The 13,066-nt window shown below is 51.1% G+C and carries 11 protein-coding genes; 2 read left to right on the forward strand and 9 right to left on the reverse strand.

All coding sequences use genetic code 11. The features are described 5' to 3' along the window. Positions 1-19 precede the first annotated feature (19 nt). The 5 genes from MJZ25_15685 to MJZ25_15705 form a co-directional block, all read right to left on the reverse strand. The gene (locus tag MJZ25_15685; GenBank protein ID MCQ2125616.1) at positions 20-355 is read right to left on the reverse strand and encodes a hypothetical protein; all 336 of its coding nucleotides are present in this window, start codon (positions 353-355) and stop codon (positions 20-22) included. A gap of 36 nt (positions 356-391) precedes the next feature. Beyond that, entirely contained in the window at positions 392-1,846 is a 1,455-nt protein-coding gene (gene gatB / locus MJZ25_15690; protein MCQ2125617.1) for an Asp-tRNA(Asn)/Glu-tRNA(Gln) amidotransferase subunit GatB, read from the reverse strand. Positions 1,847-1,943: 97 nt separating this feature from the next. Further along, positions 1,944-2,615, reverse strand: a complete 672-nt coding sequence (locus MJZ25_15695; GenBank protein ID MCQ2125618.1) for a fibrobacter succinogenes major paralogous domain-containing protein — start codon at positions 2,613-2,615, stop codon at positions 1,944-1,946. A gap of 103 nt (positions 2,616-2,718) precedes the next feature. Beyond that, positions 2,719-3,168 carry a PIN domain-containing protein gene (locus MJZ25_15700; GenBank protein MCQ2125619.1) on the reverse strand — a complete coding sequence of 150 codons (450 nt, stop codon included), beginning with the start codon at positions 3,166-3,168 and terminating at the stop codon, positions 2,719-2,721. Continuing rightward, complete coding sequence (locus tag MJZ25_15705) at positions 3,168-4,244, reverse strand: hypothetical protein (protein ID MCQ2125620.1); 1,077 nt, start codon at positions 4,242-4,244, stop codon at positions 3,168-3,170. Before MJZ25_15705 ends, MJZ25_15700 begins: the two co-directional genes overlap by 1 nt. Positions 4,245-4,362: 118 nt before the next feature. On the opposite strand from MJZ25_15705, the gene MJZ25_15710 reads away from it, so the two are divergent. Beyond that, positions 4,363-5,772 (forward strand): hypothetical protein, encoded by a 1,410-nt coding sequence (locus tag MJZ25_15710; protein ID MCQ2125621.1) that lies wholly within the window; start codon positions 4,363-4,365, stop codon positions 5,770-5,772. 249 nt (positions 5,773-6,021) lie between these two features. Here the strand turns inward: MJZ25_15710 and MJZ25_15715 are convergent, their stop codons facing one another. Further along, entirely contained in the window at positions 6,022-6,219 is a 198-nt protein-coding gene (locus MJZ25_15715; protein ID MCQ2125622.1) for a hypothetical protein, read from the reverse strand. A gap of 128 nt (positions 6,220-6,347) precedes the next feature. Between MJZ25_15715 and MJZ25_15720 the strand changes: the two genes are divergently transcribed. After that, the gene (locus MJZ25_15720) at positions 6,348-7,133 is read left to right on the forward strand and encodes a TatD family hydrolase (GenBank protein ID MCQ2125623.1); all 786 of its coding nucleotides are present in this window, start codon (positions 6,348-6,350) and stop codon (positions 7,131-7,133) included. A gap of 57 nt (positions 7,134-7,190) precedes the next feature. On the opposite strand, the gene mfd is transcribed toward MJZ25_15720, so the two are convergent. The 3 genes from mfd to MJZ25_15735 form a co-directional block, all read right to left on the reverse strand. Next, positions 7,191-10,577, reverse strand: a complete 3,387-nt coding sequence (mfd, locus tag MJZ25_15725; protein ID MCQ2125624.1) for a transcription-repair coupling factor — start codon at positions 10,575-10,577, stop codon at positions 7,191-7,193. Between the two features lie 62 nt (positions 10,578-10,639). After that, positions 10,640-11,437: a PorT family protein gene (locus MJZ25_15730; protein ID MCQ2125625.1), complete on the reverse strand. Its 798-nt coding sequence runs from the start codon at positions 11,435-11,437 to the stop codon at positions 10,640-10,642. A 117-nt stretch (positions 11,438-11,554) separates the two neighbouring features. Beyond that, positions 11,555-12,778: a hypothetical protein gene (locus MJZ25_15735; GenBank protein MCQ2125626.1), complete on the reverse strand. Its 1,224-nt coding sequence runs from the start codon at positions 12,776-12,778 to the stop codon at positions 11,555-11,557. Positions 12,779-13,066 lie beyond the last annotated feature (288 nt).

Raw genomic sequence — 13,066 nt, forward strand, 5'->3', positions numbered from 1 at the left:
GAGTTTATGCAGGTTTCTGTCAGCGCGAAGGGTTATAATTGTTCATCAGCACCATGGCCAGGGCCACGCAGAACATCACCACACTGCCAACTACAACTTGCTGTTTATGGTTATACTCGCGCTTGATATAGCTTGGATTTTCTTCGTTCAGTTCCTGCAGGCTCGGTCCCTGAGCAAGCTTTGCCGAGTCAACGCCTAAAGCAGCTGCAATTTCCTCATCCGTCATGTTCAAGGTATTCACATGCGCGGAGTCATAGCGGTCCAGCTTATCTACTGACGCTGATGAAACCGCCGGCGTCAGTACGACGCAGGCGATTGCAAAAGCGAGAATGCCGAGAGCTCGATTCCGTGTCATTGCGAGGAGCGAAGCGACGTGGCAATCTAACCGCGTTTATTCCTGAGCCAGCTTATCAAGGATTTCGTTCACCATACCCGGGTTGGCCTTACCGCCAGACTTGCGCATGGTCATACCAACGAGGAAGCCCTTCAGAGCAACCTTACCGGCCTTGAATTCTGCGAACTGGGCAGCGTTTGCAGCGCAGACTTCGCGAACGATGGCTTCGATAGCGCCAGTGTCTGCCACCTGTACAAGGCCCTTTTCCTTAACGATGTCTGCAGGATCCTTACCGGTTTCAAACATGTCGGCAAATACGGTCTTTGCAATCTTACCGTTGATGGTCTTGTCTTCGATCAGGTTCACCAGGGCGCAAAGCTGTTCCGGCTTGATCTTCAGGTCGGCGAGACCGCCTTCAAGATCCTTCATCTTGGCGAGAAGTTCGGTAATGACCCAGTTGGCCAGGACCTTACCGTTCTTGCAGTTCTTGGAAGCGGTGTCGAACCAGTCGCTGATGTCGCGGTCGTCGGTAAGCACCTGGGCATCGTATTCGGATACGCCGAGGTCGTTCATGAAGCGGGCGCGGCGGGCATCCGGCAGTTCCGGAAGGGTGCGGCGGATTTCTTCCACGAAGGCGGGATCGGTGACGAGGCGTACCATGTCCGGTTCCGGGAAGTACTTATAGTCGTGAGCGTCTTCCTTAGAGCGGATGACGATAGTCTTGTCGGCGTTGGGGTCGTAACGCTTGGTGCACTGTTCCACTTCCTTGCCAGCGTCCAGAGTAGCGGACTGCAGGTAGTATTCGGCGTTCAAGGCCTTTTCAAGGTTGGTGAAGCTGTTCAGGTTCTTGATTTCTGCACGAGTGCCGAAAGGTGCGTCTTCGGAAGCGCGGAGGGAAATGTTACCGTCGCAGCGCATGTTGCCGTTTTCCATGTTGGCGTTGGAGACGCGGGTATATTCCAGAGTCTGCTTGATCTTCTTGAGAACGAGAACGGCTTCTTCCGGGCTACGGATGTCCGGTTCCGTGACGATTTCGCAAAGCGGAGTACCGCAGCGGTTTGCATCGAAATGAGAGTCGGTGGGGCTCATGTCGTGAATGAGCTTACCGGCGTCTTCTTCCATATGGATACGGGTAATGCCCACGCGCTTCTTGGTGCCGTCGGCTTTGATGATTTCCAGCCAGCCATTCTTGCAGATGGGATGGTCATATACCGGAAGACCGCCAGTCTGGGTAATCTGATAACCCTTGGGAAGGTCCGGGTAGAAATAGTTCTTACGGGTCCACATGGCGTTCAGGTCGATTTCGCAGTTCAGAGCGAGACCGAGACGAATGGCGTATTCCACAGCCTTCTTGTTAGGAACAGGCATTGCACCAGGCATACCCAGGCAAACCGGGCAAACGTGCTTGTTGGGGCTGGTGTTCACTTCAATTTCGCAACCGCAGAACATCTTAGTCTTGGTAGCGAGCTGGCAATGGATTTCGAGACCAATAACGGTAGAGTAGTTAGGCATATTAACTCCAGTAAATTTTACGATTAAAAGATAGAAAAAAGACTGAACCCGCATAGGTTCAGCCTCACAAATTATCCATTAAAAAAGACTTGATTTATTAGTCGTTCATTAAGCAACGCACACTAAGTCCTGACGTTTTGAAATCAAAGCTATGACCCGCATGGGGCTCATCGTAGCCATAACGCCAAGCATAGGCATAATTATCATCTTTTTCCGATGCGGACCAGAGAAAAGCATAAGCACCTTTTTTCACATATCGAGCATCGGAACTACGATCACCACCGGGCAAGACGGTGAACCCAAAAGAGTCTTCCCCATTTCCATCATCATCCCAGCCACTGGTTGATTTCATGGTTTTTCCATTTTTGCCAATACCATTCGTATTTTCAAATAGTTCATACCAATCATCATCCGAAGGTAAGCGCCATCCGTCAGGGCATGCATTCATGGCCGCTGCCCAGTCATACAACAGTCCAAATTCTTCACAGTTGCCACTATAGTCATCATAGCACCAACTGTGTCTAGAAATCTTGTAGTTCATGTTCTGGGCCATCCAGGTCTGTTCGCCAATGGTTACAGTCTTATAGACCTGCTTGTCGCGAAGATCCTTAAGGGTGTTGGCCTCGGCGTCGTATTCCATACAAGGGCCACCATCCGGGCAACCATTATCAATGGCTCCAGCAGAAGTCCCCTTGTCGCCACAGGCACTCAGCGCCAATGTCATAAAGCCACACAAAGTTCCCAAAGCAAAACGTCTGTACAAATTCATAACATGCTCCATTTTTCCAAAATATAACATTAGACAAAGGATTATCTGCAAATGTCGCCATATAAAAAAAAGCCCCATTGCAGGGCCCATTTCAAAAGAGAAATTAAACTTCGTCCAGGGTTACTACGGGAATATCCGTAGCGCTTGCAAAGTTCGCATTTTCGGTTAGGATGCAATCGGCGCCGTTCACATAGGCTGTAGCCAGACGTTGCGCCTCGGATTCTGTCAACTTATGGTTCGTCTTGCTGGCTGCAGCAAAAAGTTCCGCAGCCTTCACAGCAATTTCGCCATTCATTTCGCAGAGCTTGACATTCTGGGAATTCTCAAAGAACTCGCGGTACTGACGGGCAAGTACGCCCTCCCCCGCCACGCAGGCTTTCTGGGAAAGTTCGAACAAGGTAACAGAAGAGGTCAACAAGGTTATGCTTTTCTCGTAGGCATAGTCCAACACTTCTGACACCACCGGATAAAAGTCTGGATGCATCTGAAGCAGACGCACTACAGCGCCAGTATCCAAGAACAAAATGCGGGACTGCTCAATAGCCTTGTTCATTACTCGTAAATTTCCATCTGGGCGATGTCATCGCGCATACCTGCACGGACCATCTTGAATCGTTCAGCCTTCGGATAGAAGTACCAGATCCACCATTCGCCGCTGATGTCAGTACGCTTGGTCTTGATGACGAAGGGCTTTTCACCCTTGAAGAAGTCGCGCTTGTGAGGAATGACGTGTTCGAAGGGACGGTAAGTGTGGATTTCGTCGCCAGCCTTACGTTCAATAAAGCCGTTGCCGCCCTTACTCCAGGTGATGGTCACCTTTCCGTTTTCATCCTTTTCTTCCTTGCAGGAATCAAAGCCGCTATCGCACCACTTGAAGCGCTTGTAGGTAAAGGCCTGTTCCGGGAAGTTGAAGGTTTCAACCTTACGGTTGTTGCCCTTGAAAGTCTTGTATTCGCCAGAGAGTGTGTAACGGTCGACGTTATATTCTTCGCAGCCGTTCTGGGCGATCTTCACCTGGCGATTGGAAATAGCGAGATCGATGGTGCAGCCCAGTTCAGTATAGGTCATGCGGCCAAAGCCGTTAGATTCGCGGTATTCCACGTTACTGGCTTCGAATTCTGCACGGCCGCCGAAGGGACCATTCTGAATAACGATGGTAAAGAGACGAGGATTGGTGGGAGACTTCTTGAGGGTAACACTACCGGTAGAAGAAGCATATTCACCACTGATATCGGCAGATGCCTGCTGGAAGCGGGCCAGGTCGGCGCGCTTAACCCACACATCACCGAACTTACACTGGATGGGAACGAAGCGGGGCGGTTCGGAAGGTTCCACGTATTCCCACTGGATGATACGGGTCTTCTTGACCTTCATCTTGGGCTTGCCCTTCTTGTCCTTGACCGGGCGACCCTTCTTATCCAGAACAGGGACCTTTTCCTTTTTAATGGTCACCTTCTTGACGGAATCCTGGGGAATGGGAAGTTCCTTAATCCAGTCGGTAAAAACCAGGGAACCAGCAACATTAGCTTCATCAACCTGGCCTTGAACTTTCTTGAAAACGGAAAGACTACTCTGGGCAAAAACAAAGTTTGCCATCAAAAAAAGCGCAACAATTAAAATTTTCTTCAAAACAAAACCTCTTTGGGGTGTAAAATTAGCTTTTTATATGAAAAATCATAGACAAATTGCTAAGTGAAAGTTTTTTTTACTAAACTTTGGTAGTGGAATTAGTGAAAGGAGTTCCGTTATGAAGAAAATGTTCCTCGCCTCTTGCATCCTGGCTGCTGCTGCATTTGCTCAGGAAGCTGCCCCCGCAGCACAGGCCGCCGCTCCGGCTGCCGAAGTCGCTGCTCCCGCTGCTGAAGCTGCCGCACCCGCCGCTGAAGCTGCCGCACCTGCTGCCGAAGCTGCTGCACCTGCCGCTGAAGCTGCTGCACCTGCTGCCGAAGCACCGGCTCCCGTTGCTGAAGCAGAAGCCGCTCCTGCCCCCGCAGCCGTAGAAGCTCCTGCTGCCGAAGCCGCTGCACCCGCCGCTGAAGCTGCCGCACCAGCAGAAGTCGCTGCCGCACCCGCAGCTGAAGCTACCGCACCGGCAACGGTCGTCGCTGCCGCACCGGCAAAGCCCGCCAAGGCCAAGAAGATGCGCAAGAAAAAGAAGATGATCGAAAATGCGGTCATGTCTGCAGGCAAGGTCAACTTCGATATCAATGCTGACTTTGAATTGGAAGCAGGCAAGGTATTCTGGGACTCCGAAAATGACGCATACAATGACAACTTCGAAACCTGGAGTGGCGAAGCCAACTTTGCAGTCCTCGCAGAAACCGACGACTTCAAGGGCAAGATCGGCGTGGCATTCTACCCGGGCGACCTCGCTCTCAATGCCGAAGACGAAGCAAACAAGGCTGCCAAGAAGAAGGCAATCCGCGAAGGCAAGACCGCTAACGACTACTTCTCTCTGGACGAAGTTTGGGCTCAGCAGGGCACCGAATACTTCACCTTCAAGGTGGGTCGTTGGGACAACACCGACAAGAGCGGCGACTACTTCGGTGGCTATGTTGACGGTTACAACGCCGGCTTCCTCTCTACCCAGGATCCGGAAAACCAGTTGCAGTTCGGCTTCACACCGACCGACAACATGGACGTCTACCTCTCCTTGATCAGCAAGTCCACCAACCTCAACAAGGGCGACCTCCGTGCAGCATTCAACTTCCACGGCCTCGAAAGCATCGCTCTCCTGAAGGTCCAGTTGGCTTATCGTAGCAACCTCTTCGACGCCATCTACGACTACGACGCAGACATCAAGCACAATATTTCCGCCAAGTTCAACCTCCCGATCAATAAGAACTTCGACATCTTCCTCGAAGCAGCAGCAATGGACATAACCGACGACCTCGTCACCCCCATTACCGCTGGCGTTGCCATCTACACTTCTGTCGTAGACCGCATCCTTGTTGAATTGGAAGCAGTACCTGATCGTTACAAGTACAAGGACTTCTACGGTGCTACCACCGATCCTAAGCACGTGAAGGACGTTCTCGGCGCTGTCTATCTTGAAAAGGCATTCACCAACCGCTTCAGCCTGTCTGCTGGTCTCCACAACTTCGGTTGCACTCGTGACCTCATGCTCTCCGGCAACCTCGTTGGTCGTATTAATTAACGCACTCGTCGTTCGTCAAGAAAACTACCTGCGTTCACTCGTGCTTACGTAAAGAACACAGCGCGTACTTGACAGACGTTTTGAGAGAAAAAGCTTCCGGTTCGTCCGGAAGCCTTTTTATTTGCACTGTTTTTAAAAAACAAAAAAGCCGAGCTCTGCGCCCGACTTTTTTCTCAATTTTTTGAATTCGCAAACCGAGATCTCGTAAATCGTAATTTGTAATTCGAAATTACGAAATCTCAGATTTCGTTAAATGCCCTTGCGGTCCAGGTCCATCATGAGGGACTGGAGGGAGTCTTCGACGCTAGTGCGGAAGTCGCCGGAACCGAGGCTGCAGCTGGCCACAACTTCGGAACCCTTGCAAATACGAATCACGGAAAAACCGTTTTCATTAGAAAAAGAAACACTAAGACCCTTGTTCAATGCCTTTTCCAGCAAATCACGCATAATAAACTCCTTTATTTATGCATTTAACATCAGTTACGCCCTTAAATTAGGCTTTTTCTTTATGAAAAACAAGTTTTTTTTCAGTTTTTTACGTTTATAACGGGGCTTTATAGGATATATTCTAGCCCATGTACGATTTTCACCTTCACCTGAGCCGCCTACCCCACCCTGCAGAGGTGGCAAACCTGCTAAAACAGGCCGGCACAAGCTACAACAATATAGCTTGCGAGCCCTGGGAATGGGAAAAATCCCTTGAAATGGGTGAAACTCGCGCTTTTGGCATACATCCCATGATCGCCACCAAGGTTTCCGAGGGCGAGTGGGGACGTCTCATTGAAATTTTAAAGCAGCATCCCAACGCACAAGTGGGCGAATGCGGCCTGGACAAGCGTTTTGACGATTATGAACCGGGGGGCGTGCAGGAACAGGTGTTCCGCAGGCAAGCGCAGCTTGCCAAGGAGCTGGGGCGTACGCTGCACATCCACTGCGTGGGCGATTACTTGAGAGTCGTGGAAATTCTCGAAGCCGTCGGGTTCGGCGGCGGAAACACTGCTGCAGGAACCGCGACGGGGACAGCAATTGAAACCGCAGCAAGTTCTGCGACGCAGGTTGTTTTCCATCGATTCGGCGGAGACATTTCTGCGGCCAAGGCAATTCTTAAAGACTTCGGCGACAGAGCCATCTTCTCCCTGCATGTAGATTCCTTCCGCAAGAAATCTACCGCGGCAGCAATTAAAGAAATTCCCCAGACGCGGGTAAGGTTCGAGACCGACGCCGACGAAAGCTTCGTGATGATCCCCGCAGGCACTTCCGCAGAAACAAAATCCACGGATTCTATTGCGGCAAGCACTGTCGCAAATCAAATCCAGAATCGCTTAATGCAAGTAGTAGCGCTCTACAACAGCGCTGTTTAAGCCGCGCATTTCCATACAGGCTTTTGCGCATTTTCGCGCATCCCTAACACGAAACTATTAGCTTTCACCGATGCCGGCCAGCAGCGGGTTCTTGGGCTGTATGGTTGCAGCCTGGACGCGTATAACGGAGAAAGCCCGGAATTCCTTGAGGGCCCGTGCGGCAAGTTCCACATTGTTGCCCTTGCCCAGCTCGATGACCACCTGCAACGGCGAGCCGCCCATGATGCGCATGGGGAACTGGGTCGCACCGTACATCTCGCTGATGATGCGGGGGTCGGGAGGCGGGAATTCCGCGAAGGTGGCGGCCAGCATTCCCTTGCGCTGCACAAGACCTTGAATACGGAGTCGCCCAGCCAGCAAACCGATTTCCGTTACCAGCAAAAGCATCTTGGCAGGCTCAGGCACAGGGCCGAAACGGTCCAGAAGTTCCTGCTGAATACTTTCAATTTCATCCGTATGTGAAACGCGTGCAATACGCTGGTACATAGAAATTCGGGTAAGACCATCTTCGATGTAGTCTTCCGGCAGGTAGGCATCCACACCAATTTCCACGCGAGTCTGGATGGGCTTTTCGCTGGGACCGCCGCGGAGCATTTCCACCGCTTCCTTCACCAAGCGCACATAGGTTTCAAAGCCCACTTCTGCAATAAAGCCGTGCTGTTCCTGACCCAGCAAGTTACCGGCACCGCGAATTTCCAAATCACGCATAGCCAGCTGGTAGCCGCTACCCAAATCCGTAAACTGTTCCAGAGCCTGCAAGCGCCTCATGGATTCCGCAGAAATCTCATGCTTGTTCGGTATCACTAGGAAAGCCTTTGCAAGCACGCTGCTACGGCCCACACGTCCACGCATCTGGTACAACTGACTGATACCAAAGTGGTGGGCATTCATAATGATGATTGTATTAGCATTAGGAACATCCAAGCCGGATTCGATAATGCTGGTACTGATCAAAATGTCGAACTTTCTGGAAATGAAGGATTCCATTGCATTTTCCAGGTCGCGGTCGTTCATCTGTCCGTGAGCCACACCGATGGTCGCATGAGGAACCATAGCCTCAATATCATCAGCCAAATGATAAATGCTCTGAACTCGGTCATTGACAATGAACACCTGACCACCGCGGGCAAGTTCATCCAGAATAGCGTTCTTCAAGACCTCATCATCACGCTTCATCAGCTTGGTTTCAACAGGCAAGCGGTTGATGGGCGGAGTATTGATGAGAGAAATATCGCGAACCCCCGTCATGCTCAAATGCAGAGAACGGGGAATCGGCGTTGCGCTCATGCTCAAGGTATCCACCGCAAGGCGCATCTCGCGAAGCTTTTCCTTCTGCTTCACGCCGAACTTCTGTTCTTCATCAATAATCAGAAGGCCAAGATCCTTGAACTGGTTCTTTTCAGAAAGCAGGGCGTGGGTACCAATCAGAATATCCACCTTCCCTTCTGAAACCTGCTTGAAGATTTCCTTCTTTTCCTTGGCAGTCTTATAGCGGTTCACAAGAGCCAGGTTCACGCCGAAGCCCGCAAAACGATCCATGAAGTTTTCGTAATGCTGCGCCGCCAAAATCGTTGTAGGCACCAGAAGCACCACCTGTTTACGGCTCACGACGCATTTGAAGGCAGCACGCATGGCCACCTCGGTCTTACCAAAACCCACGTCGCCGCAAATCAAGCGGTCCATGGGGCGACGGCTTTCCATATCCCGCTTAATATCCGCGGTAGCCTTCACCTGGTCAGGCGTGGGCTCGTATTCGAAAGCCTCTTCAAATTCCTTCTGCAGTTTCCCGTCGGGCGGGAAATCGAAACCCTCGATAAGTTCGCGCTTGGCGTACAGTTCCACCAGTTCGCGGGCAATCTGGATTACCTTCTGCTTGACACGCTTCTTCAGGTTTTCCCAAGTCTTGCTGCCCAGCTTATCCAGCTTGGGAGGAGTCTCGGAATTTTCCAGACGTTCAATCTTCTGGAGGTCCGCCACCGGGAACTTCAGCTTGTCGCCACCCTCGTATTCCAGAAGGGCGCAGTCCACCATGCCGCCGTTGACTTCAACACGGACAAGGCCCAGGTACTTACCCACACCGTGATCCTCATGAGCCACATAATCGCCGCGGTTCAAGGATTCGATCATCAGCGCGCCCGTTACGGAACCGGAAATCTTGCGCTTGCGTGCCTTGTTGGAATGGCGGTTGAAAATACGAGTTTCCGTCAGGAAGGCGATATTGTCTTCTTCAAGCCAGAAACCTTCGGAAAGATTGCCCTGGATGTATTCCTCGATGGGCAAGTCTTCAAAGACCTGCTTCAAGCGATTCAGGCCACCAGGCGTTGGCGCCACCACAAAGACCCGACCGCCAGCGGCGGCAAACTCCTCGATCTGCTTGGCCACCGCATCCGTACCGTTGGAGGAAAAATCCTGCACGCGGCAATGGAGTTCATGCCAGTTCCCGTCGTTTACGTTGACGCGGGTAACGTCCATGGAGGCGCGCCCCACGAAACTGCGGGACAAGTCCCCGATCTTGAACCAGATATCGCTAGGCGGAACCGCGTCCGCCTCCACCTGGCGCAATTCGTGGAAAACAGATTCGTAATTCAGGTAGTACTTGGAAGCAGTTTCCGAAAGCAGGGAAAGTTCCTCGAAAACAAGGGCAGCCTTGGGCAAGTAATCCAACAGGCTCTTCTCAAGCTTTTCAAAACGGCTACGTTGCCACCAAAGTCCGGCCGCATCGCCACCGCGCAAGGCAACTTCCTTCTCGGGAACCACAAATTCACCCATGGGGAACAGCTGAACGCTATTCATCTGCTCCACAGAACGCTGGGTAAAGATGTCAAAAGATCTTATGGATTCAATTTCATCACCAAAGAATTCAATACGAATGGGATGGGGATATAGCAGGCAGTTTACGTCCACAATGCAGCCGCGAATGGAGAATTCACCCACCCCGCTCACCACAGGCTGTTCCACGAAACCATGGTCCAGGAACCAAGGGCGTAAAGTACTAGGTTCAAAAACGTCCCCCACCTTCAAATTCCTGGAACCACGGGCAACAAATCCCGGCGCAGGAAGGCGCGCCATCAGAGCATCCAAAGGGCACACGGTTATAAAGGGGGACTCATTCTTTTCTAGGTCCCGGAAAAACTTCAAACGTTCTTCCAGAACACCCTCAAAAGGCACCTTCTTTTCGTAAGGCTTCAAACCGATGGACGGGAAGAAACGGACAAAAGTCTCCCCCACCATACTTTCCAAATTTTCAACCCAGGTTTCTGCACTGCGGTAATCCTTGGCCACCACCAAAATGTGGCTTGGATTTTTCAGAAACCTTGCAGCCACCATCATGGAAGCCAGCGGGACAGAAGCCCCATTCACATGGATGGCTTCACCCTGAACCTTCTGGAACAGGGCGAGCGTAGGCGAATTTGCAAAGGTTAAAAATTCGGACAAAGAATCCATGGGGCCAAAAATAAAAAAATCCCGCTCAACGAGCGGGACTTAGTCAAACACAGTCTCTTATATTAGAGGAGGTAGGTTGCCTGGAACTGGACAGTCCAAGGATGACCTTCACCAACGACATGCTTGTGACCGGCGTCGTCAATAGCGAAATCGAACTTGGTGCTGTTCAGGTCAAAGCCGAAGCGGAGACCAACGTCAACCCAACGACCTTCGGAACGGACAGTACCACCGGCACCGAGAATGAAGGAGAAGTTGATGGGGCTCGGTTCCCAGTCACCAATATCATAGGAGCCGCGGTCATAGACATCGCCATTAGAATAATAGGTCACGTAATCATCGGAATAGAAGCTAGCCATATTCACACCAAGCTTGAAACCACTTTCAAAGAAGATGAAAGGTACAGGCTGGAAACGGCCCAGAAGGGGAATTTCAAGCAACAGCTGGGTAAAGCTGTCTTCGAATTCGGTTCTGCCACCAGCGAAATACTTGGTAGTTTCGTAAGTCTTGGCGAAGTTTCGAATGGAGAAGTTCACTTCCGGTGCGACGTAAATCATGGGCATGATCTGAACATGCAGGGCACCACCCATATCTACGTTAATCTGGCCAAGGCCATCAGCATCACCGATACCGATAGCGAGACGACCACCAATGCGGATCGGGCTATCCGGTGAAAGAATGGAATGACCGTGGTGCGGTTCCGGACGCGGACGAGGAGGCGGAGGAGGAGGGTCGTTATGGGGACGACGATGAACGCCTTCAACAGACTGGGGTTCAAAAGAGGACAAAGATGCGCCGAACTGAGCAAAAGACGGAACAGCGAGGCCACAAGCCAAAGCCATTACGGTAATGAATTTCTTCATGATTTTCTCCTTATTGGTTACACGATCAAAGGTAACTATGTTGTTTTTTAATGTCAACCAATTAGATGACAGGAGAATCAAAAAAGTTGCAAAAACGAAACAAAAAGTTTCACTTTTTTATTCTTCGATGCAACGAACGAAGAATTCCTTGCGGTGTTCGCTACCACCGTTACGGAAGCAGCCGAACAGTTCGCCTTGGGGAACATAGGCTCCATTTGCGGCGCTGAAACGCATAAATGGAATATCCTCTTCCATGCCTTCGGCCTTGAAGGGCTTGACCCAGAAGGCTGTTTCGCCCGGCTTTTCGGCATCCTTGGAGTGATACTTTGCATACAAGGTGTCGATAAGACCTTCGAAGGGATCGCCATCGCAGCCCGCGTCAAAGCAGCTGCAGAGGCCATCCAGATTGTAGAAGTTCATACCGAAGCTGTTGGAGGACTTGTCCGTTACAAACAGGTCGCTGTAGCTCTGGACAGCCTCGGAGGAATGGTTACGAATAAACTTGTTGAACTCCAGGAACTCGTCCTTGGTGGGCAGGCGGTAACCCAGGGGGCAAAGGCCGTCGTCCACGGAGGATTCAGAATAAATTCTACCCTTCTCGGAGCAGCGGGAACCCTTCACCTTTTCAAAGCAGTTGCTGCCTTCGTCGGCATAAGCAAGATTCTGGGCAAGCCAGTTCTTCTGGCCAACCTTCAAGGTCTTGTACTCCTGGCCATCGCGGGCATCCACCACCGTTCCCCATTCGGGAACATAGCCGCTCTTCACAGGGCTCTGGGCATAGCCTTCCAGGGAGATTTCAGAAATTACCAGGTCGTTCCACTTCTTGCCCGGGTAGATGGATTCGATCTGGATGATCAGGATCTTCACATCACGGAGGGCCGGCGAGAAAAGGACTTCTTCGGAATAGTCCAAAGGCTGGCAGATATCGTTACAGGCCGTAGACTGGTACTGGTCAACGATTTCGGAATATTCGGTGCTCTTCAAGAAGTTCTTGCAGCCCTCGGCGTCGAACTCGCCAAAGCAGTATTCCCAGGGAAGATCCTTCAAGGTAACAGTCTTCACCAGGTTCTTCTTGTTGTTCACGTAAATCTTGATGGTCTTTGCACGGCTGTTGCTTTCGTACAGGTGCTGATTCTTGCGGTAACCGTTCAGAATGTGGAGGGCGCTGATTTCGTGGGCGTCCACCTTCAGTTCAACAAAGATGGACTGCATCTGGAAGGGGGCTGCCCAGACGGTGCTGGCGGAATTGTCAATGAGATTACGGGTGCTGTAATTTACTTCACCCAGTTTCGGCATGGTAGCGGAGGCTCTAGTGGCCTTGACCGGTACAACGTCGGCCAATGCGGAAAAAGACAGTACTAAAATTAGTGCTAAGATCCTTATCATTCTATACCCGCCGCCGAATATAGTTTTTTGAACAAATTCTTTAAATACTAGGGGGATGTTAAAAAAATTAAGTGTTGTTTTAATCACACTGTACTACGATGTAAACGCTTTTTTTCTATCTTTCGCCCCGTATGAAGAATGTAGATACTATTGCCGTTCTCGATTTTGGTGGTCAGTACGCCCACCTCATCGCAAACCGTGTCCGCCGCCTCGGCGTTTTCACCGAAATTCATTCCCCCAACT

It is taken from the genome of Fibrobacter sp., assembly GCA_024399065.1.
GTDB lineage: Bacteria > Fibrobacterota > Fibrobacteria > Fibrobacterales > Fibrobacteraceae > Fibrobacter.